Source organism: Vannielia litorea, from assembly GCF_900142295.1.
GTDB lineage: Bacteria > Pseudomonadota > Alphaproteobacteria > Rhodobacterales > Rhodobacteraceae > Vannielia > Vannielia litorea.
In genome coordinates, this window is record NZ_FSRL01000001.1 from 1,472,598 (window position 1) to 1,498,410 (window position 25,813).

25 protein-coding genes are annotated in these 25,813 nt (G+C 67.8%); 8 read left to right on the forward strand and 17 right to left on the reverse strand.

Features of this window, described 5'->3' with window-relative positions:
- Positions 1 to 3 precede the first annotated feature (3 nt).
- From BUR94_RS07305 to trkA, 5 genes are all read right to left on the reverse strand, one after another.
- Positions 4 to 717, reverse strand: a complete 714-nt coding sequence (locus BUR94_RS07305) for a hypothetical protein (protein WP_074255554.1) — start codon at positions 715 to 717, stop codon at positions 4 to 6.
- A 64-nt stretch (positions 718 to 781) separates the two neighbouring features.
- Positions 782 to 2,020, reverse strand: a complete 1,239-nt coding sequence (gene hflX / locus BUR94_RS07310) for a GTPase HflX (RefSeq protein WP_084193122.1) — start codon at positions 2,018 to 2,020, stop codon at positions 782 to 784.
- A gap of 41 nt (positions 2,021 to 2,061) precedes the next feature.
- Positions 2,062 to 2,295: an RNA chaperone Hfq gene (gene hfq, locus BUR94_RS07315; protein ID WP_074255556.1), complete on the reverse strand. Its 234-nt coding sequence runs from the start codon at positions 2,293 to 2,295 to the stop codon at positions 2,062 to 2,064.
- Between the two features lie 157 nt (positions 2,296 to 2,452).
- Positions 2,453 to 3,982, reverse strand: coding sequence for a TrkH family potassium uptake protein (locus tag BUR94_RS07320; RefSeq protein ID WP_245794402.1), 1,530 nt, complete (start codon positions 3,980 to 3,982; stop codon positions 2,453 to 2,455).
- 13 nt (positions 3,983 to 3,995) lie between these two features.
- On the reverse strand, positions 3,996 to 5,372 hold the full coding sequence (gene trkA, locus BUR94_RS07325; protein WP_074255557.1) for a Trk system potassium transporter TrkA: 1,377 nt from the start codon (positions 5,370 to 5,372) through the stop codon (positions 3,996 to 3,998).
- 136 nt (positions 5,373 to 5,508) lie between these two features.
- On the opposite strand from trkA, the gene BUR94_RS07330 reads away from it, so the two are divergent.
- Together BUR94_RS07330 and BUR94_RS07335 are read left to right on the forward strand one after the other, a co-directional pair.
- Positions 5,509 to 7,098 carry a CHAT domain-containing protein gene (locus BUR94_RS07330; RefSeq protein WP_074255558.1) on the forward strand — a complete coding sequence of 530 codons (1,590 nt, stop codon included), beginning with the start codon at positions 5,509 to 5,511 and terminating at the stop codon, positions 7,096 to 7,098.
- Entirely contained in the window at positions 7,095 to 8,528 is a 1,434-nt protein-coding gene (locus tag BUR94_RS07335) for a hypothetical protein (protein WP_074255559.1), read from the forward strand. Before BUR94_RS07330 ends, BUR94_RS07335 begins: the two co-directional genes overlap by 4 nt.
- A 21-nt stretch (positions 8,529 to 8,549) precedes the next feature.
- On the opposite strand, the gene BUR94_RS07340 is transcribed toward BUR94_RS07335, so the two are convergent.
- The 6 genes from BUR94_RS07340 to dusB form a co-directional block, all read right to left on the reverse strand.
- A complete protein-coding gene (locus BUR94_RS07340; protein ID WP_074255560.1) occupies positions 8,550 to 9,122 on the reverse strand; it encodes a CHAP domain-containing protein in 573 nt (190 codons plus the stop codon).
- 128 nt (positions 9,123 to 9,250) lie between these two features.
- Positions 9,251 to 10,657 (reverse strand): nitrogen assimilation response regulator NtrX, encoded by a 1,407-nt coding sequence (gene ntrX, locus BUR94_RS07345; RefSeq protein ID WP_074255561.1) that lies wholly within the window; start codon positions 10,655 to 10,657, stop codon positions 9,251 to 9,253.
- A 23-nt stretch (positions 10,658 to 10,680) separates the two neighbouring features.
- Complete coding sequence (locus tag BUR94_RS07350; protein ID WP_074255562.1) at positions 10,681 to 12,966, reverse strand: sensor histidine kinase NtrY-like; 2,286 nt, start codon at positions 12,964 to 12,966, stop codon at positions 10,681 to 10,683.
- A gap of 55 nt (positions 12,967 to 13,021) precedes the next feature.
- Positions 13,022 to 14,392, reverse strand: a complete 1,371-nt coding sequence (locus BUR94_RS07355) for a response regulator (RefSeq protein WP_074255563.1) — start codon at positions 14,390 to 14,392, stop codon at positions 13,022 to 13,024.
- 11 nt (positions 14,393 to 14,403) lie between these two features.
- Complete coding sequence (locus tag BUR94_RS07360) at positions 14,404 to 15,495, reverse strand: two-component system sensor histidine kinase NtrB (RefSeq protein WP_074255564.1); 1,092 nt, start codon at positions 15,493 to 15,495, stop codon at positions 14,404 to 14,406.
- A complete protein-coding gene (gene dusB / locus BUR94_RS07365; protein WP_425445234.1) occupies positions 15,495 to 16,466 on the reverse strand; it encodes a tRNA dihydrouridine synthase DusB in 972 nt (323 codons plus the stop codon). Before dusB ends, BUR94_RS07360 begins: the two co-directional genes overlap by 1 nt.
- A gap of 183 nt (positions 16,467 to 16,649) precedes the next feature.
- Here dusB and BUR94_RS07370 point away from each other — a divergent pair, with 183 nt between their 5' ends.
- The 3 genes from BUR94_RS07370 to BUR94_RS07380 are packed head-to-tail and all read left to right on the forward strand — an operon-like array spanning position 16,650 to position 18,765.
- The gene (locus tag BUR94_RS07370; RefSeq protein WP_074255566.1) at positions 16,650 to 17,801 is read left to right on the forward strand and encodes a bifunctional 2-C-methyl-D-erythritol 4-phosphate cytidylyltransferase/2-C-methyl-D-erythritol 2,4-cyclodiphosphate synthase; all 1,152 of its coding nucleotides are present in this window, start codon (positions 16,650 to 16,652) and stop codon (positions 17,799 to 17,801) included.
- Positions 17,798 to 18,295, forward strand: coding sequence for a phosphatidylglycerophosphatase A family protein (locus tag BUR94_RS07375; protein ID WP_074255567.1), 498 nt, complete (start codon positions 17,798 to 17,800; stop codon positions 18,293 to 18,295). Before BUR94_RS07370 ends, BUR94_RS07375 begins: the two co-directional genes overlap by 4 nt.
- A complete protein-coding gene (locus BUR94_RS07380) occupies positions 18,292 to 18,765 on the forward strand; it encodes a CinA family protein (RefSeq protein ID WP_074255568.1) in 474 nt (157 codons plus the stop codon). Before BUR94_RS07375 ends, BUR94_RS07380 begins: the two co-directional genes overlap by 4 nt.
- A gap of 7 nt (positions 18,766 to 18,772) precedes the next feature.
- Here the strand turns inward: BUR94_RS07380 and BUR94_RS07385 are convergent, their stop codons facing one another.
- Complete coding sequence (locus tag BUR94_RS07385) at positions 18,773 to 19,270, reverse strand: type II toxin-antitoxin system RatA family toxin (protein ID WP_074255569.1); 498 nt, start codon at positions 19,268 to 19,270, stop codon at positions 18,773 to 18,775.
- A gap of 82 nt (positions 19,271 to 19,352) precedes the next feature.
- Between BUR94_RS07385 and hpt the strand changes: the two genes are divergently transcribed.
- A complete protein-coding gene (gene hpt / locus BUR94_RS07390) occupies positions 19,353 to 19,898 on the forward strand; it encodes a hypoxanthine phosphoribosyltransferase (protein ID WP_074257625.1) in 546 nt (181 codons plus the stop codon).
- 119 nt (positions 19,899 to 20,017) lie between these two features.
- Here the strand turns inward: hpt and BUR94_RS07395 are convergent, their stop codons facing one another.
- Positions 20,018 to 20,938 (reverse strand): tetratricopeptide repeat protein, encoded by a 921-nt coding sequence (locus BUR94_RS07395; protein ID WP_074255570.1) that lies wholly within the window; start codon positions 20,936 to 20,938, stop codon positions 20,018 to 20,020.
- A gap of 263 nt (positions 20,939 to 21,201) precedes the next feature.
- On the opposite strand from BUR94_RS07395, the gene BUR94_RS07400 reads away from it, so the two are divergent.
- Positions 21,202 to 21,669: a c-type cytochrome gene (locus tag BUR94_RS07400; RefSeq protein WP_074255571.1), complete on the forward strand. Its 468-nt coding sequence runs from the start codon at positions 21,202 to 21,204 to the stop codon at positions 21,667 to 21,669.
- Between the two features lie 3 nt (positions 21,670 to 21,672).
- The gene (locus BUR94_RS07405) at positions 21,673 to 22,560 is read left to right on the forward strand and encodes a cytochrome c (protein ID WP_074255572.1); all 888 of its coding nucleotides are present in this window, start codon (positions 21,673 to 21,675) and stop codon (positions 22,558 to 22,560) included.
- A 141-nt stretch (positions 22,561 to 22,701) separates the two neighbouring features.
- Here BUR94_RS07405 and BUR94_RS07410 read toward each other — a convergent pair whose 3' ends face one another.
- The 4 genes from BUR94_RS07410 to lipA are packed head-to-tail and all read right to left on the reverse strand — an operon-like array spanning position 22,702 to position 25,766.
- Entirely contained in the window at positions 22,702 to 23,802 is a 1,101-nt protein-coding gene (locus tag BUR94_RS07410) for a cystathionine gamma-lyase (protein ID WP_074255573.1), read from the reverse strand.
- Positions 23,803 to 23,860: 58 nt separating this feature from the next.
- On the reverse strand, positions 23,861 to 24,361 hold the full coding sequence (locus BUR94_RS07415; protein ID WP_074255574.1) for a hypothetical protein: 501 nt from the start codon (positions 24,359 to 24,361) through the stop codon (positions 23,861 to 23,863).
- Positions 24,358 to 24,816: a hypothetical protein gene (locus BUR94_RS07420; protein WP_074255575.1), complete on the reverse strand. Its 459-nt coding sequence runs from the start codon at positions 24,814 to 24,816 to the stop codon at positions 24,358 to 24,360. The genes BUR94_RS07415 and BUR94_RS07420 overlap by 4 nt, the downstream gene beginning before the upstream one ends.
- On the reverse strand, positions 24,813 to 25,766 hold the full coding sequence (gene lipA / locus BUR94_RS07425) for a lipoyl synthase (protein WP_074255576.1): 954 nt from the start codon (positions 25,764 to 25,766) through the stop codon (positions 24,813 to 24,815). The genes BUR94_RS07420 and lipA overlap by 4 nt, the downstream gene beginning before the upstream one ends.
- Positions 25,767 to 25,813 lie beyond the last annotated feature (47 nt).

Here is a 25,813-nt window from a genome sequence, read left to right on the forward strand (position 1 = left end):
GGGCTACTCGCCCGTCTCGGCGCGCTCATCCAGCGCGGCACGTGTGCCGAAGTAGCCGAAGTCCTTCACCAGCACGGCGGGGTCGCCGTTTTCGTCGAAGCCAACGTAGATATCGGCCGAGAAGGTCTCGAAGCTGGGGTCCAGGAGCAGCACGGCCCTGCCCTCCGCCTCCAGCGTGGCATGGCGCACCGGGCCGGTTGCGGCGGCCAGGGCGGCGCTGACGGCCTCGGCCTCCAGGGCGGCGACGGCGTCGCTGTCGCCAAGGGCCACGATATCGTCCGGGGTGAACTCGAAATCGAGCGGACGGCCCTTGCGCCCGGCGCGCTTCCACTTGCCGACCGGCGCGTCCGAGAACCGCAGCGCCACCATGCCGATGACGCGCGGGTCGTCCGCAGGGCGGTAGATGAGCGCCGGGAAGCGGCCCTCCGGGGTGTCGAGGTCGAAGGCGGGGCGGTCGGGGTCGGTCAGCGGGTCTGTGAGGGTGAGACCGCCGGGGCCGATATCGACCTCGCCCGCATCGGTGAGGAGCACGCCCTGGGCTGCGGCATCGCCCGTGACGACCTCGGACTGCGCAAAGACCTCGGTGGACAGAGCATCCGCCAGCCCGGAGCCTTTGCCCTGCAGGCTGCTGTAGACCACGAAGCCGATGCCCACCAGCATCAGCAGCCCCCAGATACCGCCGCCGATCCAGTAGTAATGTCGCTGACTCTTGAGCATCTCGCCTCCTCGGGTGGTCCGGGCAAGGTGTAGCGTGTCAGGGAGCGATGTCTACGGGTGGCGCTCAGAGGCGCTCGAATTCGGCCTTCTGGCGGGCGGACCAGCGCAGGTCGAGCGACCAGCCGTCCTCTGTCTGGCGTTCGGCCAGAACGACATCGCGCTCGTGCAGCCAGGCGCGGTGGCGGCCGCTGGCAAAGGCGAGCGCCAGGGTTTCCTCGATCCGCAGCCCCTCGAGATGGCCGGTCACGACCTCCTGCAACCGCTCGAGCCCCTCGCCCGAAACGGCAGAGATCACCAGCACGTCGTCGCGCCGTGCGGCCTGGTTGCGCAGGGCCTCGGCCTTGTCGTCGGGGAGCAGGTCGACCTTGTTCCAGAGTTCGAGGCACGTCACCTCCTCCGACACGCCGAGACTCTCGAGGATGGCATCCACGTCGCGGGCCTGCTCTTCGGTCGCGGGGCTGGCGATGTCGCGGACGTGAAGGATGAGATCGGCCTCGAGCACCTCTTCGAGGGTGGCGCGGAAGGCGGCGACCAGCTCGGTGGGCAGGGAGGAGATGAACCCCACGGTGTCGGAGAGGATCACCTTCACGCCGCCGGCCAGCTCGACGGCGCGCATGGTCGGGTCGAGCGTGGCGAAGAGCATGTCCTTGGCCAGCACCTCGGCCCCGGTCATCCGGTTGAAGAGCGAGGACTTTCCGGCGTTGGTGTAGCCCACCAGCGCGACCACGGGGAACGGCACCTTGGCGCGGGACGCGCGATGCAGGGCGCGGGTCTTGGTGACCTTGGAGAGCTGGCGGCGAATGCGGATCATCGCCTCGTCGATCGCGCGCCGGTCGGCCTCGATCTGGGTTTCGCCGGGACCGCCGACAAAGCCGAGGCCGCCGCGCTGACGCTCGAGGTGGGTCCAGGCCCGCACCAGCCGGGTGCGCTGGTAGGAGAGCGCGGCCAGCTCGACCTGCAACACGCCCTCGCGGGTGGCGGCACGGTCGGCAAAGATCTCCAGAATCAGGCCGGTACGGTCGAGCAGCTTCACCTTCCAGGCCTCCTCCAGGTTGCGCTGCTGCACCGGGGTCACCGGGCCATCGACAAGCACCAGCGCGATCTCCTGGCCCTGGATCAGGGCCTTGATCTCATCCATCTTGCCGGTGCCGAAGAGAGTGCCGGGCTGGGGCTGGCGCACGTTGACGACCTCCCCCGCGACAACCTCCAGCCCCGGAAGCGCCAAAGCGAGCGCCATCGCCTCTTCAAGCGCAGGCGCGGCGTCGCGGCGGCCGTGGTCTGTCTGGATGTCCGGGTGGAGCACCAACGCCCGGGTCGGACGCTCCGCGGTATCGTGGAATTCGCCTATTCTTCGCCCTCGTAGAGGCTGATCGGCTGAGCCGGCATGACGGTGGAAATCGCGTGCTTGTAGACAAGTTGCGACTGGCCATCGCGGCGCAGCAGGACACAGAAGTTGTCGAACCAGGTGATCACGCCCTGGAGTTTCACCCCGTTGATCAGAAAGATGGTCACCGGAACCTTGGTCTTCCGGACGTGGTTGAGAAATGCATCCTGCAAATTCTGTTTGTCGCTGGCCATTTTGCTGCCTTGTTCTTGTCGTTGCTTTCGTCTCGCACGCGTCCGGATAGCCTGCCTCGGATCGCGGGCCCCCCGTTCACGGGCTCACTATGGAGGCTGCATCTGCAAGATTCCACCCCCAAATTCAGAGTGCTAAGCAAGGTGCGGCAGAGCCGCCTCAGGCGCGCCAGAATTCGGGGTTGAGCAGCGCGATGAGGGCCAGGGCCTCGATCCGGCCCAGAACCATCGCGCCGGCCAGAATGGTCTTGGCCGTGTCGCTGATCTGGACGTAGCTGATGGCCGCGTCGCCGCCGACCTGGGCGAGCTGGCCTGCCGTCGACAGCCCCGAGAGCGACAGGACAATGGATTGCTCGAAGCTGAGGCCCGTGGCGGAGAGCATGGCCGATACCCCGGCCAGCGACATGGCGTAGAGCATGAAGAAGAGCCAGGCGATATAGGCGCCCTGCCGCCGGATGTGCCGCCCGAAGCTGCCCCCCGATCCGCTGACGGAATGCGGGTGCACCAGCTTCTCGATCTCGCGGTGACCATGGCGGTAGAGCGCATAGACCCTCAGCAGCTTCACGCCGCCCGCCGTGGTGGCCACCCCGCCGCCCACCAGCGCAAGGCCCATCAGCACCAGCCCCGGAGTTTGCAGGCCCGACCAGGTTTCGGTGCCGCCCCATTCGGCGCTGGTGTAACCGGTGGTGCTGAGAAAGCTGGCGACGGTGAAGACGGCGCCCCAGAGGGCACGCAGCGCGGCGTGGATGTCGGCGACATCGTCGACCTCGAAGGCGCCGATCCAGTGCCGCAGGAAGAGCGCGGATGGTACGAGGATGATGCAGTAGAAGGCCATGCGGGCCTCGACATCGCGGTAGACAGCGCTGACCCGGCCCGCACCCATGCCAAAGCCGGGCGAGAAGGTCTTGCGGCTGAAGGCGAAGACGAAAAAGAGCAGGATCATGGCCTCTCCCACGAGGCCGGCGCGGGCCTCGCTCAACCCGTCCACCGGGGAGATCCCGGAGGTGGAGAGCACGCCCATGGCATGGCAGATCGCCACCAGCGGATCCTCGCCCGCAGCCACCAGCGCGACCCAGAGCACGCCGGTGAGGGCGATGTAGACCGGACCCATCTGCAGCGCGAGGCGAAGCAGGCGCTCGCGGGGGTCGGTCTGGGCGTCGGCGTCGAGCACCCGGTCGCGTTTGGCGCCCGCGCCCGGCCGTGCCAGGGATGTCACCTCGAAGCCGCCGAGGTTGAGCGGTGCCATGATCGCCGCCGCCGTGACCCAGATGAAGAGCCCGCCCATCCAGCCCACGGTAGCGCGCCACAGGTGCAGCGTGTCGCGCAGGCGCTCGGGCTCGAAGAGCGTGGCGCCGGTGGTGGTGAGCGAGGAGACCATCTCGAACCAGGCGTTGAAGAAGGTCGTCGTGCGGACCGCCTCGTAGAACGGCCAGGCCAGCATGAAGGGCAGCAGCCCATAGGCCGCCACCAGCGCCGTGAGGTGGCTGCGGGCCAGGCTGCGGGGCTTCATGTGATAGGTGGCGATCCCGAGAAAGATGACCAGGGTCAGAAAGAGCGTACCCGCGTAGAAGAAACTGCGCGCGGAGAGCCAGTCGCGCACCGCGACGGCGTGGAAAACCGGCAGATACATCATGAGCGCGCAGATCCCCATGAGGATCACGATCAGTGGCAGTTCGAGGATGCGGCGCACGGGCGGGCGGCCTTCAGAAGAAGTCGATGGAGACCTGCAACAGCCGCTCCACCTCGGGCACGTCGTCGGCCATGGCGAAGAGAACGATCACGTCGCCCTCCTCGATCCGGGTTTCGGCCACGGGCTTGATGTATTTCTCGCCACGCATCAGGGCCCCGACCGTCACCCCTTCGGGAAAGTCGATGTCGCGGATGCGCTGGCCGGAGAGCGGCGAGGTGGAGAGCACCTGCGCCTCGATCACCTCGGCCTCTGCATCGCCGATCGAATAGACCCCGCGGACCCGCCCGTGGCGGATGTGGCGCAGGATCGAGCTGACGGTTGTGGCGCGGGGGTTGATGTAGGCATCCACGTGGAGCGGGTTCATCAGCGGCACCAGCGTGGGATCATTGACGAGGCAGATCGCCATCGGGCAGCCGTTGGCCTTGGCGCGGACGGCAGCAAGCAGATTGACCTTGTCGTCGTCGGTGACGCAGAGCACCGCGTCGGCCTTGTCGATGTTGGCTTCGACCAGCAGTTCGCGGCTCAGCCCGTCGCCATGCAGCACGATGGTGCGCTCGAGCGAATCCGCCGCGCGTTCGGCAATGGCGCGCGAGCGCTCGATCACCTTGGCGCGGATCCGGTCGGTGCGTTTTTCGAGGGCCTGGGCCACGGCGAGGCCCACGTTGCCGCCGCCGATGATGACGACCCGCTCCTGCTTGCGGAGCACCTTGCCGAAGATCTCCATCGTGCGGGTGGTGTCTTCGGTATTGGCGCAGACATAGATCTGGTCGCCATCAAAGAGCTGGTCGCCCGGGTTGGGCGCGAAGAGCCGGTTCTTGCGGCGCACCCCCACCACGATGGCGCGGAGGGTGGAGAAGAGATCGGTGAGCTGGCGCAGCGGCGTGTTGAGAACCGGGCAATCCTCGTCGAGCTGGATGCCCAGAAGTTGGGCGCGACCGCCCAGAAAGCGCTCGGTGTCGAAGGCGGCGGGTGCGGCGAGGCGCTGGAGCGCGGCTTCGGCCACCTCGCGCTCGGGCGAAATCACCACGTCGATCGGCATGTGATCGCGGCGGTAGAGATCGGAGTAGATCGCCGTGAGGTAACTTTGCGAGCGCAGGCGGGCCACCTTTCGGGGCACCGAGAACACCGAGTGCGCCACCTGGCAGGTGACCATGTTCACCTCGTCGGAATGGGTGGCGGCGATGATCATGTCGGCATCGCGGGCGCCGGCACGGTCGAGCACATCGGGGTAGCTGGCGTGGCCTGCGATGCCCTGCACGTCGAGCGAATCCGTGGCGCGGCGCACCAGTTCGGCATTGTTGTCGACCACCGTCACGTCGTTCCGCTCGCCCGAGAGGTGCCGCGCGATCTGCCAGCCGACCTGGCCCGCGCCGCAGATGATGACTTTCATTCGGTGCTTGCCCTCCCGGGGCCTGCCGTTGCGCTCGTGGCACTCTGCTTGGCACGGGGTTGAGGTGGGGTCAACGGGCGTGGGTGTCGGCGCTTGTCACTTGACCTTGGCGGGCCGGGGCGGATCAATCGGCGCCATGTTGCGCACCCTTGCCCTGATGCTCTGCCTCGCCCCCCTGCCCGCCGTCTCGCAGCAGGACGATCCGGGCAGGCTTTCTCCGCTCGGCCAGGCCGATGCGATGTTTCAGCTGGCCCAGCGGGTGCAGGGCACCGGCGCGGCGCGGGCGATGCAGCAGATTGCGCTGCGGGTCGCCGCGCGGGCCGCCGGGGCGGAGGAGCTGGCCCTGGAGCGCCGCGACCTGGAGGAGCGCCGCGACGCGCTGCGGCGCGACATGGCGCTCGACGAGTCAACCAGGCGGCAGCGGCTCGACGAGATCGACACGGCGCTCACCGTCAACGGCGAGCGTCTGGCCCGGGGCTTTCCCGGATGGCGCGACATCACCGCCCCCGCTCCCGTGGGACTCGACGAGGCGAAGGGCTTGCTGGCCGAGGGGGAGGCCCTGATCGCCTTTCACCAGGGCGACGAACATCTCTATCTCTGGCTGGTGGCGCGGGACCGGGTGATCTGGCACCGGGTTGCACTGCCGCGCGGCGATGCAGCCCAGCTCGTGGCGCTTTTCCGGGAAGGCATGGGGTTGACCGGCACCCTGCGCGGGGCGACCGCGCTCAAGCCCAAGAGCGCCGCCGCCGAGGTGCCCGACTTCAACCGCCCGCTGGCTGCCAACCTCTACGTGCTGCTCTTCGGCGCTTTCGCGCAGGAGTTGGAGGCCTATCCGAACCTCAGGATTGTCCCGGATGGCGCCTGGATCGGCCTGCCCTTCGCCGCCCTTCTCACCGGCTACGACGATGCCACGGCGCCGGTCACGCCTGGCCTCTTGCGCGAGGCCTCCTGGCTGGTGCGGCGGCATGCCATCACGGTGATGCCCTCGGTGGTGAGCCTGCGGGCCCTGCCCCGCGCCCCGCGCGCATCGGGTCGCAGCACGCTGCTGGCGGTGGGGGACCCGGTGTTCGCGGGCACGGCCAGCGCGATGGAGGTGGCCCGGTCGGGCGGCGAGGCAGTGGACGTGACGGCGCTCGCCCCCCTGCCCGGCACTCGCCGGGAGGTGGAGGCCATTGCCCGCGCTTTCCCCGACACCGCGCAGGTGCTGCTGGGCGCGGCGGCCACCGAGTCCGCCATCCGCGGCGCAGACCTGAGCGACCGCGACGTGATCGTGTTTGCCACCCACGGGCTGATCGCGGGCGAGTTGCAGGGGCTGGAGGAGCCGGCGCTGGCCCTGACCCCGCCGGGCACGCCGAGCGCAGAGGATGACGGACTATTGACCGCGGGAGAGGTGGCGGGGCTGCGGCTCTCCGCCGATTGGGTGGTGCTCTCGGCCTGCAACACGGCGGCGGGCGATGGCGAGGGCGCCGAGGGTCTCTCGGGCCTCGCGCGGGCCTTCTTTGCCGCCGGTGCCGAGAGCCTGCTGGTGAGCCACTGGCCGGTGCGCGACGATGCGGCGGCGCGGCTGACGGCTGCGGCCTTTGCCGAGCTGGAGGCGGACCCCGGTCTCGGCAAGGCCGAGGCGATGCGGCGCTCGATGCTGGCGCTGATGGCCGACGAGAGCGACGCCACGCTGGCGCACCCGCTGGCCTGGGCGCCCTTCTTCGTGGTGGGAGGCGGCTCGTGATCCGGGCGGTTCTGCTCTGCCTCTGCCTGGCCGCCCCGGCGCAGGCCCAGGCCCCCGACCCGGTTGACCTGCTCGACCGCTTCGATGCCATCGTGGAAGAGAGCGGCGGGCTGGGGCTCGAGTTCGAGCTGACCCGCGCGCTGGAGGCCGCCCGTGCCGAGGGGCCTCTGGATGCAGACTGGGCCCGGGTGATGACCGTGGCCGCCGTGCAGCTGATGGCCGGGCTGGCGCGCTACGAACGCGGCTTTGCGCTTTTCGACGAGGCCGAGACGCTGGTCGAGGACGGCAGCGGCCTGCATCACTTCGTCCTCGCCTGGCGCGCGTATTTCGAGTTCTGGTGGGGCCATGCAGACCGGGGCCGTGCCACCCTGGCCCGCATCGACACGCCGCTGGAGGACTGGCTGGGAGAGGAACAACGCGCCTTCATCGCGGACCACCGCGAGGATGCGGCGCGCGTGGCCGCCTCCGAGGGGTTTGCCTATGCCTCCGGCCTTGCCGTGGAAGGCGGGCAGATGATGGTGCAGGGCGATATCGACCAGAGCGAGCAGATGTTGCGCGGGTTGCGCTTGCCGCCCGAGGTGGCCGAGGCCGAGCCCCTGGTCGCCGTCTACAATTCGGTGGTGGCGATGAACCTCTTCACCGGGGCGCTGCTGCGCGGAGCGCCCGATCTGGCGCGGGCACAGCTGTTGCTGGCAGTGGACGACCTCACCACCGGGCCCCCCGAGACGCCGCGGCTGCGGGAGGACATCATCGCCGACCCTGACGCCTGGTCTGCGGCGCAGGACATGCTCTTTGCCATGGCCGGGCACCTCGACCGCCCCGACGATGCGGATCTCAGGGAGATGATCCTTTCCGCCCTCCGTCCGGGAGAGGGCTCGAGCCCGGCCCAACGGGCGGATTGGTCCGTGCAGCAGGCGGGAATGGCCGCCGACGCGGCACATTGGGCCAGGGCAGCAGAAGAGGCGGAGGCGGCGCTGGCCACCGGCGCGCTCGATGCCGATGACAGCCTGACCTGGCGCACCAACCGGGAGATATATCGCGCACGCGCCGCGCGGGAGGCCGGGCAGCCTGTCGATGCGGAGGCGCTGCTTGCCCGGTACGAAGAGATCGTCGAGGCAGAGGACGCCCTGCCCCTGATCCGGATCTCCCGCACGGCGCTCATTGTCAGCGAGCTCCATCTTGCCGGCGAGAACCTCGTGGCCAACCTGATCGGGCGCGATCTCTTCGATTACATGGCCATTCTCCAGGGCCAGAGCCTCCAATCGGGCGAGACCGTGGCCGCGATGGCGGCCTTTTGGCGCGAGGCGGCGGACCATACCATCGCCGCAGGTTTCATCATGGCGCACCACCCGCAGAACGACGAAGCCGCCCCGGAGGGCGGCTGTCAGACGTTTCTGGAGATCGAGATGTGCACCGCCAGCTTTCGCTGAGGCGCTTCGCGGCCAGGGCGATCAGATCGCGGTGGAGACCGGCGTGGGGTAGATGAACCCGTCGATCGGATAGGGCCGGCCATAGGCGTTGGACTGGCTCAGGACCTTGACCACCGACCAGTCGTTCTTGTCGGACACGTCGATCACCGACATGCCAAGGCTGATCTGGTTGCGGTGCCAGTTGGCGTGGTTGATCTCGATCTCGCGGTCGGAGACCACCTTGGAGACCACGGCCACGTGGCCCATCGGCAGCTGGCGCGTGCCGGAGAAGGCCATGACCGCGCCGACCTGCGGCGTGCGGCCGCGAGCGTAGGTGCCGCTGGCGCTGTTCCACCAGGTGTTGGCATTGCCGCGGATCTCGACCCCGCTGGCGTTGCGCGCAAAGGGCACGCACCAGACGCGGGCCCCGGTGGCGCGCAGGCTGCGGGCCTCGGAGATCGCGTAATCGAGCAGCCCGGGCTTGAGCTGCGGTGCCGACATGGTCGAGAGCGTCTCGGTGTTGCGCTGAGCGCCGCAGGCGGCGGTCAGCAGGAGCGCTGCACATAGCAGCGGAAGTCGCAGGGCTTTTGCCCGTATAGGTCTTGCCAGCCTCATCCGTCCCTCGAGTATTTGTTCTCGCTGGAAACGGTGATCACCCAATCGGGAACCAATTTCAAGTTCGCGTGTTAACCAACCTTGGCAAGGCGCGGCGGATTGGCGGAAACCCGCCGCTTTTGAGGCCCCTATTCCGCCGCCTGGCTCTCTATGTGGGCAATTCGTGCACCGGCCTTGTTGGAGGTGACCACCCCGAGCGACTTGAGCTTGCGGTGCAACGCCGACCGTTCCATGCCCACGAAGGTCGCCGTGCGGGAGATATTGCCGCCGAAGCGGTTGATCTGGGTCAGCAGATACTCGCGCTCGAACAGCTCGCGGGCTTCGCGCAGCGGCAGGGTCGCCAGCCCGCCCGAGAGCACCACGCGGCCCTCGTCGTCCTCCGGCGCCTCGCCCCCCTGCAGCTCGCGGGCGTCGATCGGCTCGTGGGTCTCGCCGAGGATCAGGGCGCGTTCGATGATGTTCCTGAGCTGCCTCACGTTGCCCGGCAGGTGCATGGTTTGCAGCAGGGCCTCGGCCTCCTCCGAGAGCGCCCGCGCGACGAGACCCTGGTTGGCGTTGGCCTCGGCGATGAAGTGCTTGGCAAGCTCCGGGATGTCCTCGCGGCGCTCCTCCAGCCCCGGCACCCGGATCGGAACGACGTTGAGCCGGTGATAGAGCTCCTCGCGGAAGGTGCCATGGGCGATCTCGGCTTCGAGGTCGCGGTTGGTGGAGGAAATCACCCGCAGGTCGACGCGGACCTTGTCGCTGCCGCCGACGCGCTGGAACTGCTGCTCCACCAGCACCCGCAGGATCTTGCTCTGGGTGCCGAGCGGCATGTCGGCCACCTCGTCGAAGTAGAGCACACCGCCGTGGGCCTCTTCGAGCAGGCCGGGCTCGACGCCACGGGCATCGCTCTCGCGGCCGAAGAGCACCTCTTCCATCCGGTCGGGCTCGATGGAGGCGGAGTTGACCGAGACGAAGGGGCCCGAGGCGCGGGAGGAGTTGGCATGGATGTAGCGCGCGGCGATCTCCTTGCCGGCGCCGGCGGGCCCGGTCAGCATCACCCGGCCATTGGACTTGGTGACCTTATCGAGCTGGCCCTTGAGCGCCTTGAAGGCGGGCGAGCTGCCGATCATGTCGGTGACCGAAACCTCCTTGCGGCGGAGCTGGCTGTTCTCGCGGCGCAGGCGGGAGGTTTCCATCGCGCGGCGGATCACCACCATCAGCTGGTCGATGTTGAAGGGTTTCTCGATGAAGTCGTAGGCGCCCTGCTTGATCGCCGCCACCGCGATTTCGATGTTGCCGTGACCCGAGATGATGACGATGGGAATGTCGGGATTGTCGCGCTTCACGCTCTTGAGGATGTCGATGCCGTCCATCCGGCTGTCCTTCAGCCAGATATCGAGGATCATCAGCGCGGGCGGCGCCTCGTTGATCGCCGCCATGCAGTCGTCGGAATTGCCCGCGAGCCTGGTCTGGAAGCCCTCGTCGCGCAGAATGTCACCCACCAGTTCGCGGATGTCGCGCTCGTCGTCTACGATCAGAATATCGGTCATTTCTGCTCTTCCTTCCTCTCTCGTCATTCGGCGGCTGCACTGATCTCGAGGCTGCGCGGAAGCCGCACCACGGCAAGGGCGCCACGGTGGGCTCCTTCCGCGAAGGGCTCGGCATCCACCAGATCAAGGCTGCCGCCATGTTCTTCGATGATCTTCTTCACGATGGGCAGGCCGAGGCCGGTGCCCTTTTCTCTTGTCGTCACATAGGGCTCGAACAGGCGGTCGCGGTCTTCGGGCAATCCGATGCCGTTGTCGGCCACCTCCACCACCGCCTCGGAGCCCTCCGTGTGGAGCCGCACCCGCACCTCCGGCACATGGCCTTCGGGTGCGCCCTTTTCCTGCAGGCTCTCGATCGCCTCGCCCGCGTTCTTGATGAGGTTGATCAAGGCCTGGCTGATCATGGTTTCATCCAGCTCCGCCATGACACCACCGGTCTCGTCCTCGAACTTCAGCGCCTCGCCCTGGTTCTCTCGCTGGAGCAGAACCGCGTCGCGCAACACGGCCGACAGATCGACAGGCTTGCGGTCGGGCTCGGGCATGCGGGCGAACTTGGAGAACTCGTCGACGATGCGGCGCAGGTCGCCGGTCTGGCGAACGATGACGCCGGTGAGCTGATCGAGGTTCTCCGCCTCCTCCCCCACCAGCGGTGCAAACTTGCGGCGGATGCGCTCGGCGGACAGCTGGATCGGGGTGAGCGGGTTCTTGATTTCATGGGCGATGCGGCGGGCCACGTCGCCCCAGGCGGCCATGCGCTGCGCGGTCACCAGCTCGGACACGTCGTCGAAGGCCACCACGTAGCCCTCGACCTCGCCCTCCTCGCCCCGGCGCCGGGCCATGCGCACCAGCAGGGTTTCGAGCTTGCCCTTCCGGCTCACGCGGATTTCCTCGCGGGCGATCTCCTTTTCGCCAGTCCGCAGGCGCTCCAGCAGGCCGGCAAACTCGGGCACGGCCTGACCGACGGCCACATGCGGGTCGATCTCGTCGTCGAGATCGAGGAGCGACACGGCGGAGCGGTTCATGAACTCCACGCGGCCATCCGGGTCGAGCCCGATCACGCCCGCGGTCACGGACGACAGCACCTGCTCGAACAGGCGGCGGCGCTCCTCGATGCGGGCGGAGTTGTCGAGCAGGCGGTCGCGCTGGCCTTTGAGCTGGCGGGTCATCTGGTTGAAGATGCGGCCCAGCATGGCGATCTCGTCATCGCCGTTTTCCTCGATCACGCGCACGTCGAGATCGCCCTCGCCCACCCGTTGCGCGGCCCCCGTGAGGCGCCCCACGGGCCGGCTTAGGCGCTCGGCAAACCAGAGGCCGAGCCAGACCGACGCGAGGATCAGGATGAGGGCGAAGCCGAGGTAGATGACGCCGAACTCGAAGAGCCTGCGCCCGCGCTCGCGCTCGAGCTGGTTGTAGACATCCACGGTTTCCTCGGTGTCGTCCAGCAGGCCGAGCAACTGGCCGTCGACCTCGCGGGAGACATAGAGAAACCTGTCGGGAAAGGCGTTGAGCCGCAGCAGGGCGCGGAACTCGCTGTTCTCCCAATCTTCGATGATTACCGTCTCGCCGTTGCGGGCGGCCTCCATCTGCTCTTCGGTCGGACGCTCGAAATCAAACAGATAGCTGCGCTCGCCGCGGGCCCTGAGCTCTCCCGAACCGTCGATGACGAAGGCCTCGCGCAGCCCGCGCTGAACCTGGGCCTGCCCCTGCCCCAACACCTGGCGGATCTGACCGTCGGTCACCGCGCCGCGGGCGGCCCGGGCCACGTTGAGGTAGCCTGCAAGCACGACGGCATCCTGCTCGAGATCATGGCGGTGCTCGCCCTTGTAGGCCTGCGCGGCTTCCAGGGAGGCGCCGACCACCTCGCGCACCCGGTCGGAAAACCAGCTTTCGAGCCCGAGGTTGATGGTGAGGCCGGCGAAGACGGCCACGAGGATGGTGGGAACGGCGGCGATCAGGGCAAAAACCCCGGTCAGGCGAAGATGCAGCCGGGAGCCAGCAGACTTGCGCCGCCGCGCGGCGACCAGCTTGGCCACCTGCCACAGCACCAGCGCCGCGATGATGAGCACATAGACGATGTCGGCGAGGAGAATCGCCCGGAGCGCAGGCGAGTTCGCCCCCTGCCCGAAGGGGCCGAGCGTCAGGTATGTTCCGATTGCCAGCGCAGGGCCGAGAACCACCAACGCAAGCGTCGCCGCGTTGCGCAAACGACGCAATCTGCGCAGTTTAACAAGGCGTTCCCACCCAAACGCTCGTGCGGAGGAGCCCACCGCAAGCCTCACATATCTTGTGCCCCCGAAGGGACATACCGCCATATCCCGTGATCTTGACGGGGGCCTGAGACCCCTCTGCCACGGCTCTGTTGCCCTTTTACATCAATTTGCGGCGGCGTGTCACCTGAATATCGAGATCATTTATCTTCTTGCGGAGGGTATTTCGGTTGATGCCCAGAAGATCGGCGCATTTGGCCTGGTTTCCGCCGGTGGCATCGAGCGCGATCTCGATCAGCGGCAGTTCGACCTCCTTGAGGATCCGGGTGTAGAGGCCGGGCGGCGGCAGCGCGCCGCCGTGCAGATCGAAGTAGCGGCGCAGGTGCTTGGCAACCGAGGCCGAGAGCTTCTCGCCGTCGCCGCCGCCCACCAGTGGCTCGATCTCGGGCTGCGACGATAGCACGGCCTCCACATCGGCCAGACCGATCTGCTCTTCGGTGGCCGTCACCACGAGGCGGCGGATGGTGTTTTCGAGCTGGCGGACGTTGCCGGGCCAGCTGTAGGCGCGCACCAGATCCATCGCCGCGGGAGCAATGCGGCGGGGCGCGGTGCCCTGCTCGGCCCGTGCCAGGAAGTGCTCGGCCAGCAGCGGAATGTCATCGACCCGCTCGCGCAGCGCCGGCACGTTGATGGTGACGCCGCCGAGACGGTAGAACAGATCCTGCCGGAAGCCGCCGTTCTCCATCCGCTCCATGAGGTTGCCCTGGCTGGTGCTCATGACGCGCGGGGCGGAATCGCCGAAAGCGTCGAGCATCCGCACGATCCGGCCCTGCGCCTCGTCGTCGAGATCGGCGATCTCGTCAAACAGCAGCGAGCCGCCCCGGGCGCGGGCCACCACCTGCGCGGGGCCGTCCGCGCCCTGAAGGTCGGCGGGCGACACCACCACGAAGGGCAGCGTGCGGCGATCGGAGAAGTCATGAATTGCCCGCGCGATCAAGGACTTGCCGGTGCCGCTCTCGCCGGTGATGAGCACCGGGAGATCGGTGTTCATGACCTTGGCGACGAGCCGGTAGAGCCCCTGCATCTGCGGCGTGCGCCCCACCAGCGGCAGGTCGCTGTCGGGGGTGGGCACATCGCTCGCGGTGGCCTTTTGCGAGGCCAGGCGACGCTTGCTTTCGAGCGCGCGCGCTGCGCGTTTCATCAGGTCTGGCAGGTCGAAGGGCTTTGGCAGGTAGTCGTAGGCCTCGGCCTCGGCGGCCTGAATCGCCGTCATGATGGTGTTCTGGGCCGAGATCACGATGACCGGCAGGCCGGGGCGCTCGGCGGAGATCTTGGGAAGCGTCTCCAGCCCGTTGCCATCGGGCATGACCACGTCGGAGATCACCAGGTCCCCCTTGCCCTCCTCGACCCAGCGCATGAGCGTGACGAGGGAGGAGGTTGCATGCACGCGGCAGCCCGCGCGGGTGAGCGCCTGGGTGAGCACCGTGCGTATCGTGCGATCGTCGTCGGCGACCAGTACCGTTCCGTCCATTGCTCAAACTCCTAGTAATATTCACTGTTGCTCAGATCGGGCGCCACCTGGAGCGACACCCGGAAGACGGTCTTGCCCGGGACCGAGTCGACCTGGACCCAGCCGTTATGCTCGCCGACGATCTTGCTGACGAGCGCCAGCCCGAGCCCGGTGCCGTTCTCGCGGCCCGAGACGAAGGGCTCGAAGATATCTTCTGCGATCTCCTCGGGCAGGCCGGGGCCGTTGTCGGTGATCTCGACCTGAAGCGGCACCGGCGCGCCCTTGCCATCCTTGCGCCGCAACCGCAGCGACAGATCGTAGAAGGTGCGGATCCTGATGGTGCCCTTGTGCTTGGGCCCCATCTTTTGAGAGGCTTCGGCGGCGTTCTTGAAGAGGTTCAGAAAGACCTGCAGGAGTTGGTCGGCATCGCCCAGCGTGGGCGGCAAGGAGGGGTCGTAATCGTCGGTAAAGATCATGCCGGCGGCATAGCCCACCTCGGCGGACTTGCGGGCGCGGTCGAGGATGTCGTGGATGTTGACCGGCTTCATCAGCGGCGGGCGGACGTTGCCGAACTGCTCGACCTGTTCCAGGAGCTTCACGATCCGCCGGCTCTCCTCGACGATCAGGTCGGTCAGCTCGAGGTCGGCCTTGGGCAGGTTCATCGAGATGAGCTGCGCCGCCCCGGTGATGCCTGCCAGCGGGTTCTTGATTTCATGGGCCAGCATCTCGGCCATGCCGATGGCACTCTTGGCCGTAGCCTGGACCGAATGGGCACGGCCCAGCTTGCCGGCGATCTCGCGGGGCGAGATCAGCATCAGCAGGCGGCCGGTGCTGTCGTTCAGCGGGGCGATCTGGAGGTTGCAATGCACCGGGGGCCGGTCGCCGGTGCCGAGGTCGACATCATTGACGAAGAGCGCCGACTGGTTCTTGCGAACACGTTCGAAGCCGTCTTCGAGCGGGGCGGCGACCATGATCTTGTCCCACACGTGGGCCCCTTCGAGCGAGCGCAGGGAAGTGTTGAGAAAGGTCTCCGCCGCCGGGTTGATGTCGGCGATCTGGTCCTTGTCATCGAGGAGCAGCGCCGGGACCGGAAGGGAGATCCAGATGATGTCTTCGCTCAGCATCAGGCGGCCTCTCGGCTGGCGGTTCTGGGGATATCCTCGATCAGGGCGCGCACGAGGCCGGTGTCGGTGGCGGTGAGAATGCGCTGCCGGAGGGCGGAGGGGGTGTGGGAGGCGTCCATGTACCAGCCGAGGTGCTTGCGGGCGACGCGGGCGCCGAGGCCGTCGCCGTAGAAGGCGATCATCGCGCCGTAGTGCTCCCGGATCATGGCCGCGAGAGCTGCGCCCTGCGGGATGCGGGGCGCCGGCCCCTGCCCCAGCGCATGGGCGATCTCGGCCAGTCGCCAGGGGGCGCCTTGGGCCCCGCGTCCGACCATCACGCCGTCGGCACCGGAAGCCTGCAGCGCGGCGCGGGCTGTGGCGGCATCGGTGATGTCGCCATTGGCGATGACCGGGATCGAGACGGCCTCCTTGACCGCGCGGATCGCCGCCCAGTCGGCCCGGCCCTTGTAGAACTGGCAGCGCGTGCGGCCGTGGATGGTGACCATCTTCACACCGGCCTGTTCGGCGCGGGCGGCCAGCTCGGGCGCATTGATCTGCCCTTCGTCCCAGCCGAGGCGGCACTTGAGGGTGACAGGCACGGAGACCGCGCCAACGACCGCCTCGATCAGGGTGAGCGCGTGGTCGAGATCCTTCATCAAGGCAGAGCCGGAGAGCCCGCCGGTGACCTTCTTGGCGGGGCAGCCCATGTTGATGTCGATGATCCGCGCGCCGTTCTCCTCGACCATGGCGGCGGCGCGGGCCATCCAGGTGGCATCGCGGCCCGCGAGCTGGATCGAGGTGGCCTGCTCGCCGTAGCCCAGCTCCGCGCGCTCGCGGACGCCAGGCTTGGCCTGAACCATCTCCTGGCTCGCCACCATCTCCGACACCACCAGCCCGGCCCCGAAACCGGCGACCAGCTGGCGGAACGGCAGGTCGGTGATGCCCGCGAGCGGGGCGAGAAGGACGGGCGGGTCCAGCGTCTGGTTTGCCACGGAAACGGACAAATGCTTAATCCTTGTGCAACGCAAGCTACATATCGGACGGAACGCCCCGGAATGCAAAGGGCTGGAAAGAGGTTTTTCGGCCCCAGACACCAAGCGATGAAATTTTGGGCAACCAACGCCCCGAAAGCGCTTTGTATTGCCCCCGCACCCGCCAGCGCGTAGAGCGAAGCTGTGCCGAACGACGCTCGCCATATCGCCGCGCTCCTTGTCGCCGCCGGGCGCGGAACCCGCGCAGGCGGGGCGATTCCGAAACAATACCAGAGCCTTGGTGGCGTGCCGTTACTGGCGCGCACGGTGGGTGTTTTCTGCGAGCATGAAAAAGTGGCAAGCGTGACGGTGGTGATCGGCGCGGAAGATGGCGACCTGGCCGATGCGGCGCTGCCCGAAGGGGTGGCGCGGGTGGTCGGGGGCGAGAGCCGGGCCGGGTCGGTGGCGGCGGGGCTGGCCGCGCTGCCCGAGGCGGCGACCCATGTGCTGATCCACGACGGCGCCCGGCCACTGGTGTCGAAAGCGCTGATTTCACAGGTGATTCTCGCCCTCGAAAAAGCCGATGGCGCGGCCCCCGCCCTGGCCGTGACCGATGCGCTCTGGCGGGCCGAGGAGGCGCGGGTGACGGCGGTGCAGCCGCGCGACGGGCTCTGGCGGGCGCAGACGCCGCAGGGCTTTGCGCTGGAGGCAATCCGGGCGGCGCATGACGGGTTCGCAGGCGCGGCGGCGGATGACGTGGAGGTCGCGTTGGCGGCGGGGATCGAGGTGAGGCTGGTGCCCGGCGAGGAACGGAACCTGAAGGTCACCCACCCCGAGGACTTTGACCGCGCCGAACGTATCTTGAAGGAAGATCAGATGGATATCCGGGTTGGAAACGGGTTCGACGTGCATCGGTTCGGGCCGGGCGACCACGTGGTGCTCTGCGGGGTGACAGTGCCGCACGGGCGCGGGTTGCAGGGCCATTCCGACGCCGATGTGGGGATGCACGCGGCAACCGATGCGATCTACGGCGCGCTCGCCGAGGGGGACATCGGCCAGCATTTTCCGCCGAGCGACCCGCAGTGGAAAGGCGCGGCGAGCGAGATTTTTCTCAAGCATTCCGTGGATCTGGCGGCAGAACGCGGGCTCACCATCGGCAACCTGGACGTGACGCTGATTTGCGAGTGGCCCAAGATCGGGCCGCAGGCGGCGGCCATGCGGGCGGAGATGGCGCGGATCATGGGATGCGACATGGGCCGCGTCTCGGTGAAGGCGACCACCTCCGAGCGGCTTGGATTCACCGGGCGCGAAGAGGGAATCGCGGCCATGGCGACTGTCGTTCTGGTGCCGGCATGAAGGCGCTAACCCATTGCATCGCCACGTTCTTCTGGGTCGGCCACCTGCGCCCTGCGCCGGGGACATGGGGCTCGCTGGCCGCCCTCCCGGTGGGCTACGGGATCGCCCTGCACGGGGGGGTCTGGGGCCTCGCGCTGGCCACGCTCACCGCCTTTGCGCTGGGGCTCTGGGCCACGGCGGAGGAGACGCGGGGCAAGGCCGATCATGACCCTTCGGAGATCGTGATCGACGAGGTGGTGGGCCAGTGGATTGCCCTCTTTCCAGTGGTTTACGGTGCCATCGCCGCCGGTCAGGAGCTGCACCGGCTGTGGCCGGGCTGGGTGACGGCCTTCGTGTTCTTCCGGCTGTTCGACATCACCAAACCCTGGCTGATCGGCTGGGCGGACCGGCGCGGAGATGCGCTGGGCGTGATGCTGGACGACGTAATCGCCGGAGTTTTTGCGGCCATCGTCGTGCTCGCAGCGGCGGGCTTCGCCCATGGGGTGCTGATGTGAGCCTCGCCTCGGACCTGCTTGAAATCGCGCGAAATTCCGGCGCAACCCTCGCCACGGCAGAGAGCTGCACGGGCGGGCTGATCGCCGGGGCGATCACCGAGGTCGCGGGCTCTTCGGAGGTGTTTGACCGGGGCTTCGTGACCTATTCCAACGCCGCCAAGCAGGACATGCTGGACGTGAGGGCCGAGACGCTGGAGGCCTTTGGCGCCGTCTCGGAGGAGGTGGCCGCAGAGATGGCGCGCGGGGCGCTCAGCGGGTCGCGGGCAAGCCTTGCGGTTTCGGTCACCGGGATCGCCGGGCCGGGCGGATCGGAGCACAAGCCGGAGGGGCGGGTGTGCTTTGGACTGGCCTGGGAGCAGTTTGTGATCACAGAGACGGTGGAGTTTGGCGCGATCGGGCGCAGCGCGGTGCGGCAAGCGACGGTTAACCATGCCCTCCGGCTCATGATCGCAAAATTATCACCGCAATAACAAAATCTTACGACCCATTCTTCGCACCATAAAGCTCGTGCGCCCGCGTCTCGAAGGCCCGCACGATGCGCTGCATGGCCTCGTTGAAGAACATGCCCGCCGCGCCTTGCAACAGGCGGTTCTTGAATTCGAAGTCCACCCGGAAGTGAACCTCGCAACCGCCCTTCGGCAGATCCTCGAAGGTCCAGACCGAAAGCAGATGCTTGAACGGCCCGTCGATGTAGCGCGTCTCGATCCGCCGCGCGTGCTCCCAGAGCCAGACCCGCGAGAGAAATGTCTCACGGAAAACCTTAAACGAAATGACCAGATCGGCCTCCATCAGCTCGCAGTCGCCGAAGCGCTGCTGGCCGTGCTCGAGGTCGCTCGCGGGCACCGGCTTGCGCGAGCGCACGCGGGCGGCGGCGGTCCAGGGCAGGAACTGCGGGTAGGCGGCCACGTCTGCGACCAGATCATACATTTCCCTAGCGGAATAAGGGAGTTGGCGGGTCTCGGCGTGACGGGTCATAGAGTGCTTTTGAGGGCCTGTAACATGGCGGAGGATTGGGTCATGATGAGCCCCAACGCGCCGGGGAATGCAAGGGGAAGACATGCCGCACCGTCCGCACGTGATTGACCAGCTCATCTCGGCAAAGGCCATCGCGGCCCGGATCGAGGAGCTGGCACGGGAGATCGAAGCCGAGTTCAAGGGCACGGAAATGCTCATCGTCATCGGGCTGTTGCGCGGCTCCTTCGTGTTCATCGCCGACCTGGTGCGCGAGCTGGACCTGCCTGTGGAGGTGGATTTCATCGAGGCGTCGAGCTACGGAAACGCCACGGAGAGCAGCCGGGAAGTGCGCATTCTCAAGGACTTGCGCGGCAAAATTCAAGGGCGCGACGTGCTGGTGGTGGAAGATATCGTGGATACCGGGTTCACCCTGCATCATGTGAGTCTCATGCTGAAGGCGCGCGAGCCGGCAAAACTGCGCACCATTGCCCTGCTCGACAAGCCCTCGCGCCGCGAGATCGACTTGAAGGCCGACTGGATAGGCTTTGAAATTCCTGACAAATTCGTCGTCGGCTACGGGATCGACTTTGCCCAGAGAAACCGCGATCTGCCGTACATCGGGACGGTGCGCTTTTTGGATCAGGGTTAATTTCGGGCCGTTAACCGCAAAGGTGCAACAGGGCACAACCCATGCACAACCGATACACAACCCATACACATGTCAAAAGACATAAGAGCCATTAATCAATGGACCGTGCGCCGCTGTGATCACGGGGCGCGGTCGATCTGCTCGGCAAAGCGTTTGGCCGCGTCCTCCTCCTCGACCGAGAGATACTCGACCAGCGGTTCGCAGGTCTGGATGAAGCCGTCGCGCTCGCTTTCGGAGGCGGAATTGATCCCCCAGAGGCAGTAGCCGTAGCCCGCGACCGGATCCTGCCACCAGCCCTCGGTGGCGGTGACGAACTCGCCCAGGTTGATGCCGGCCAGCGCCATCCCGCCCTTCACCGCCTCGCGGAAGGCGAGATAGGCGGCCTCGGGGCTGGGATCGGTGCCCATGCCATGCTGATACATCAGGCCGAGCGCGTTCCAGGCCGAGGGATGCCCGGCGAGCGCGCTCTCGGTGTAGAGCGAGAGCGCGCGGCCCATGTCTTCCTCCACGCCGGTGCCGGTGCGGTAGAAGTTGGCGAGGTTGTAGGCGGCGTTGCGCTCGCCGGCCTCGGCGCCGATGGCATAGAACTCGGCCGCCTTTGCCAAGTCCTTCTCGACCCCCTGCCCGTTCTCCCACATCAGACCCATGCCGTTGCCGGCCTCGCCGTAGCCCGCGTCGAGGGCCTGCTGATAAAGGGCGCGGGCCTTGTCGAAATCCTGCGCCACGGGCCCCGCGCCCCATTGGTAGAGATGGGCGAGGTTGTGCATGGCCTTCAGATGGCCTTGGGCCACCGCCTTTTCATACCATGCGACCGAGGCCGCCGGATCTGCGGCCACACCCTCGCCGTCCTTCAGGGCGATCCCGTAGACGTTCTGGGCATCGGCATTGCCGGCCTCGGCGGCGGGAATCAGCACGGTGAGCGCCAGCTCCCAGTGGCCGTCGTTGTAGGCCCGGCGGGCCTGCTCGATCTGCTCGGGGCTCTGCGCCGAGGCCGGGGTGGCAAGGGCGAGGCAGAGGGCTGCGGCGGCAAGGGGCTTCATCGGGGGGTCTCCTGCACGGGTCCTGTCAAATCCGGTCAAGTTTAGCAGGGCGACCCCGTGAGGAAAGTGAAAGTCACTGTCATGTCATGGAGATAACATATCAGCGAGGTTGTGCCCGCCGCGCAGAAACTCCTTGCCGTGGTGCGATGGTGAAGGTCAGTCTGTGCATAACCGCACCAAGTGGCTGCGGAAATGACAGAACGGGCGGTTGAGAGTGCTGGTGTAGCCTCGGGACCGGGCAAACCTAACAGTTGGAGGAATTCATGAAGACCACAGCCAAGCGCATCAGCCTCGTCCTGGCGGCCTCTCTCGCCGCCGGAACCGCTTTTGCCGCCAGCCATGCGATGGAGCAGCAGAAGGCCCGCGAAGACCTGATGAAGGTCATGGGCCAGAACCTCGGCGTGCTCGGCAAGATGGCCAAGGGCGAGATGGACTTTGATGCCACCGCCGCCGGCGAGGCCGCGACCGCCCTGCACGACGCCGCCGTGAAGGTCACGGTGGACGAGATGTGGGACGAGGGCACCGACCACATGGCGGTGGATGACGGCCGCGCGATGCCCGAGATCTGGGAAAACTACGACGACTTCAAGGCCAAGGGCGCGGCCCTGGTGGCTGCCGCCGAAGGGGCCAAGACTGCCGCGGGCGAAAGCCTCCAGGCGCTTCAGGCGTCGATGGGGGTGATGGGCGGCGCCTGTGGCGACTGCCACAAGGCCTACCGCCTTCCGGAGTAATCCATGCGTCCGATCTTCAGGTGGCTCGTTGCGGCGGCGCTGGTGGGCGCCGCCGTGTTCTGGGTGGTGACCATTCCGGGCGATCTGCCTGAAGAGGAGGTGGCCGGGCTGACTGGCGACGCGGGCCGCGGGGAGACCCTGTTCTGGGCCGCAGGCTGCGCCAATTGCCATGCCGCGCCGGGCGCCGAGGGCGAGGCGCGGCTGGTGCTGGCGGGGGGGCAGAGGTTTGCCTCGCCCTTCGGCACCTTCCTTGCGCCCAACATCTCGCCCTCCGAGGAAGGCATCGGCGACTGGAGCCTGCGCGACTTTGCCCGGGCGATGACCATGGGCGTGAACGCGGAGGGGCAGCACCTGTTTCCGGCCTTTCCCTACAATTCCTACGACATGGCCGAGATGCAGGACGTGGCCGACATCCACGCCTACATGATGACCCTGCCCGCCGACGCGAGCCCGAGCCAGCCGCATGAGGTGGGCTTTCCGTTCAACATCCGCCGGTCGCTGGGTGGCTGGAAGCTGCTGTTCATGCGCGAGGGATGGCAGGTCGAGGGCGAGTTGACCGAAGAGCAGCTGCGCGGGCGGTATCTGGTGGAGGTGCTGGGCCACTGCGGCGAGTGCCACACCCCGCGCAACCCGCTGGGCGGCTGGACCGGGGACTGGCTCGCCGGGGCGCCCTCGCCGGATGGCAAGGGCCGCATCCCCAACATCACGCCGGGCAAGCTCGACTGGTCGGAGGGCGATATCGCCGAATACCTCAAGAGCGGCTTCACGCCGGAGTTCGACACGGCGGGCGGCGAGATGGCGACGGTTGTGCAGAGCACATCCAGGCTGACCGACGAGGACCGCGCGGCGATTGCCGCCTACCTGAAGGTGGTGCCGCCGGTGGCAAACTGACCACGGTCAGTTTGCGCCCTGCCCCTGTTCATTCTCTGGCTTCAAGGCTCCCTGGGGTCGCCCTTGTGGCGCCATTGGTTCGAGCCTAATGGCGACGATCCTGCCCGCCACTCCGCTTGCCGCACGGGGGCCGCGAGGGCATCAGAGCCCGTCCAGCGCCTGCTTCAGCGCGTCCCAGAGCGGCTCCACCGGCTCGGTGCCGATCGAGAGCCGCACGAAGCCCGGGGCCACCGCATCGCCCCAGCGGGCGCGGCGCTCGGCGGAGCTGTGGACGCCGCCGAAGGAGGTGGCGGGGCGCAGGAAGGGGCAGGTTTCGATGAAACGCTCGGCGCTGGCCTCGTCCTTCAGCGTCAGGCCGATGAGAAAGCCGTTGGTGGCCATCTGGGCTCTGGCGAGATTGTGCGAGGGGTCACCCGGCAGGCCGGGGTAGCGGGCCAACTGCACCGCCGGGTGGGCGGCGAGGCGGGGGGCGAGGGTTTCGGCGCTGGTGCACATGGCGGCAAAGCGCAGGTGCAGGGTTTCGAGGCTGCGGTGCAGGAGCCAGGCCTCGAAGGGGCCGGGAATGCCGCCGGCCACGGTGCGCCAGCTGCGGACGCGCTCGGCCAGCGCGGCGTCGCGGGTGGCGACATGGCCGGTGAGATTGTCGGAGTGGCCGCCCGGTGCCTTGGTGTCGGAGGCCACGACCATATCGGCGCCGAGATCGAGCGGGCGCTGGCCGAGCGGGGTCATGGTGGTGTTGTCGACGACCGTGAGCCCCCCTGCCCCGCGCACCGCCGCACAGGTGGCGGCGAGGTCGACGAGGTCGAGGCCGGGGTTGGAGGGGGTCTCGATGAAGACCACGGCGAAGCCCTCGAAGCCGCCTTCGGCGAAGCCGGTGGTGGGGCGCTCCACCACCTTTACCCCGAGTGGGCCAAGGAACTGGTCGGCCAGCTTGCGGACGTTGTAATAGCCGTCGGAAGGCACCAGCAGCCGGTCGCCCGCCTTCAGCGTGGCGAAGAGCGCCGCCGAGATCGCTGCCATGCCGGAGGGAAAGAGCAGCGCAGGCGCGTCCTCGAGATGCGAGAGCAGATGCTCGGTGGCCTCCCACGTCGGCTGGTCGGAGCGGCCGTAGGCCGCAACGCCGCCCGGCGTGCCCGGCAGGTGATACATCGAGGCCAGCGTGATCGGCGGCGCGATCGGGTCGCCCTTGGCGAGCGACTGGCCCCGGAGGTGGAGGAGTTGGGCGGCTTTGGTATCGGTCATCTTGGTCTCATCGAATCGGGATGTGGCTGGAAGGCGGGGGCGGAGGCAGTGGCGCGGATCATTCGGCAGCCTCGGGGGCGGGCGCGCAGGCGAGGAGGCCTGCGAGGGCCTCTTCGGCGCCTGCGGTGTCGAAGCCGGCCAGCACGCCCGCCTCGGGGTGAAACAGCGTCAGCCGGCCGGTGCGGGTGGCGAGGATGAAGCGGGCGGTGTCCTGCGCGGTCTCGAAGGCGTGGGTGAAGCGGTAGAAGGCGGCGTCGGGCTCCAGCGTGCCGTCGAGCTGGACGGCGGGCTGGCCGGCCGGGCGAAAGGCCAGCGCCACCTCGCCGTCGGGCATGGGCAGCAGGTCGCGCAGGAGCGCGGGGAGCCAGAGCCGGAGGGTGAAACCGGGGGTGTCGGGGCTGGCCTCGGCCACGGCGGGGCCGGTGATGGCGAGCGCCGCCCCGGCTTCGGAGGTCAGCGCGGCGGTGCATTGCGCCTCCTCGGGGCGCGGCGTGAGCTGCCAGCCCTGCGCCGAGGCCGGGATGGCCGTGAGCGCGAGTAGGAGGGCCGCGCGGATCATGGCGCGCAGGCTTGCAGCCGCCGCAGCGCATCGGCGGCCATGAGCGTGGGAAAGCGGTCGGTCACCGGGCCGTGGACCTCGAGCCGCATGTTCTGGTCGGTGCCGAGCGAGGTGGCGAAACGGAAGAGTTCCTCGGCGCTGGCGACAGGGGCCGACCATGTGTCGCCCGCGACGGTGCCGTTCAGCCCCAGCACCTCGCCCTGCGGGAAGGCGAAGACGAGGGTGAGCGGCCCTTCGGGCGGCGGCGCGTGCAGGCGCAGGGTGAGCCGGGGTGCGCCGCCGTCGATCTCGAGGGTGAGCCAGTTCCAGCCTTCGCCTTCGGCGGTCATCAGGCAGAGCGCGCGGCCCTCGGGCTGGATCACCTCGGAGTGGAACACCCATGCCGGGTGCGGCACCCCCTGCCCGCTCGCGCCGCCTGCCCAGGCGAGCAGAGCCGCGGCGAGCGGCCCTTTCATGCCATGCCGAGCTTCTTCAGCCGGTTCTCGCGGAGCCGGGCAAAGTCATTTCCTGCGTGGTAGGACGAGCGGGTGAGCGGGGTGGCGGAGACCATGGAAAAGCCCTTGCCCCAGGCGGCCTTCTCGTAGGCGGCAAACTCCTCGGGCGTGACAAAACGGTCGACCCGGTGGTGCTTGGGCGTGGGCTGCAGATACTGGCCGATGGTCAGAAAGTCGATGTCGGCGGCGCGCATGTCGTCCATCACCTGGAGCACGGCCTGCTTGTCTTCGCCGAGGCCCACCATGATGCCGGACTTGGTGAACATCGCAGGATCCAGCTCCTTGACCCGTTGCAGCAGGCGCAGGGAGTGGAAGTAGCGGGCACCGGGGCGCACCTCGGGGTAGAGGCCGGGCACGGTCTCGAGGTTGTGGTTGAACACGTCGGGGCGGGCCTCGACGACCACCTCCAGCACCGCGGGGTCGCAGCGGATGAAATCGGGCGTCAGGATCTCGATGGTGGTGCCGGGCGCCTGCTTGCGGATGGCGCGGATGGTCATGGCGAAGTGCTCTGCGCCGCCGTCCTCGATGTCATCGCGGTCTACGCTCGTGATGACCACGTGGTTGAGGCCCAGCTTCTTGACCGCATCGGCGACCCGGCCCGGCTCGAACACGTCGAGCGCCTCGGGGGGCTTGCCGGTGGCGATGTTGCAGAAGGTGCAGGCGCGGGTGCAGACATCGCCCATGATCATCATGGTGGCGTGGCCCTGGCTCCAGCACTCGCCCGCGTTGGGGCAGGCCGCCTCTTCGCAGACCGTCTTCAGATTATGCTCGCGCATGATCTTGTGGGTCTCGAAATAGCCCTTGGAGTTGGGCGCCTTGACCCGGATCCAATCCGGCTTTTTCGGCTGGGGATTGTCGGGCTTGCGGGCCTTCTCGGGGTGGCGGAGGCGAGGCGGGCTCTGGTCGTTCATGTCTCGGGCCTTTCGGGGCGCGTTTGAGCCCTAGATAGCGCGTGGGT

Bases quoted from the DNA above. Each gene is read 5' to 3' on its own strand.
- BUR94_RS07340 (WP_074255560.1), bottom strand. From the start codon at position 9,122: ATGAGGCTGGCAAGACCTATACGGGCAAAAGCCCTGCGACTTCCGCTG.
- BUR94_RS07355 (WP_074255563.1), bottom strand. From the start codon at position 14,392: ATGGACGGAACGGTACTGGTCGCCGACGACGATCGCACGATACGCACG.
- BUR94_RS07330 (WP_074255558.1), top strand. From the start codon at position 5,509: ATGTTGCGCACCCTTGCCCTGATGCTCTGCCTCGCCCCCCTGCCCGCC.
- BUR94_RS07350 (WP_074255562.1), bottom strand. From the start codon at position 12,966: ATGGCGGTATGTCCCTTCGGGGGCACAAGATATGTGAGGCTTGCGGTG.
- BUR94_RS07405 (WP_074255572.1), top strand. From the start codon at position 21,673: ATGCGTCCGATCTTCAGGTGGCTCGTTGCGGCGGCGCTGGTGGGCGCC.
- BUR94_RS07400 (WP_074255571.1), top strand. From the start codon at position 21,202: ATGAAGACCACAGCCAAGCGCATCAGCCTCGTCCTGGCGGCCTCTCTC.
- BUR94_RS07420 (WP_074255575.1), bottom strand. From the start codon at position 24,816: ATGAAAGGGCCGCTCGCCGCGGCTCTGCTCGCCTGGGCAGGCGGCGCG.
- hfq (WP_074255556.1), bottom strand. From the start codon at position 2,295: ATGGCCAGCGACAAACAGAATTTGCAGGATGCATTTCTCAACCACGTC.
- BUR94_RS07305 (WP_074255554.1), bottom strand. From the start codon at position 717: ATGCTCAAGAGTCAGCGACATTACTACTGGATCGGCGGCGGTATCTGG.
- lipA (WP_074255576.1), bottom strand. From the start codon at position 25,766: ATGAACGACCAGAGCCCGCCTCGCCTCCGCCACCCCGAGAAGGCCCGC.
- BUR94_RS07385 (WP_074255569.1), bottom strand. From the start codon at position 19,270: ATGACCCGTCACGCCGAGACCCGCCAACTCCCTTATTCCGCTAGGGAA.
- hpt (WP_074257625.1), top strand. From the start codon at position 19,353: ATGCCGCACCGTCCGCACGTGATTGACCAGCTCATCTCGGCAAAGGCC.
- BUR94_RS07360 (WP_074255564.1), bottom strand. From the start codon at position 15,495: ATGCTGAGCGAAGACATCATCTGGATCTCCCTTCCGGTCCCGGCGCTG.
- ntrX (WP_074255561.1), bottom strand. From the start codon at position 10,657: ATGACCGATATTCTGATCGTAGACGACGAGCGCGACATCCGCGAACTG.
- trkA (WP_074255557.1), bottom strand. From the start codon at position 5,372: ATGAAAGTCATCATCTGCGGCGCGGGCCAGGTCGGCTGGCAGATCGCG.
- BUR94_RS07410 (WP_074255573.1), bottom strand. From the start codon at position 23,802: ATGACCGATACCAAAGCCGCCCAACTCCTCCACCTCCGGGGCCAGTCG.
- BUR94_RS07375 (WP_074255567.1), top strand. From the start codon at position 17,798: ATGAAGGCGCTAACCCATTGCATCGCCACGTTCTTCTGGGTCGGCCAC.
- BUR94_RS07415 (WP_074255574.1), bottom strand. From the start codon at position 24,361: ATGATCCGCGCGGCCCTCCTACTCGCGCTCACGGCCATCCCGGCCTCG.
- BUR94_RS07395 (WP_074255570.1), bottom strand. From the start codon at position 20,938: ATGAAGCCCCTTGCCGCCGCAGCCCTCTGCCTCGCCCTTGCCACCCCG.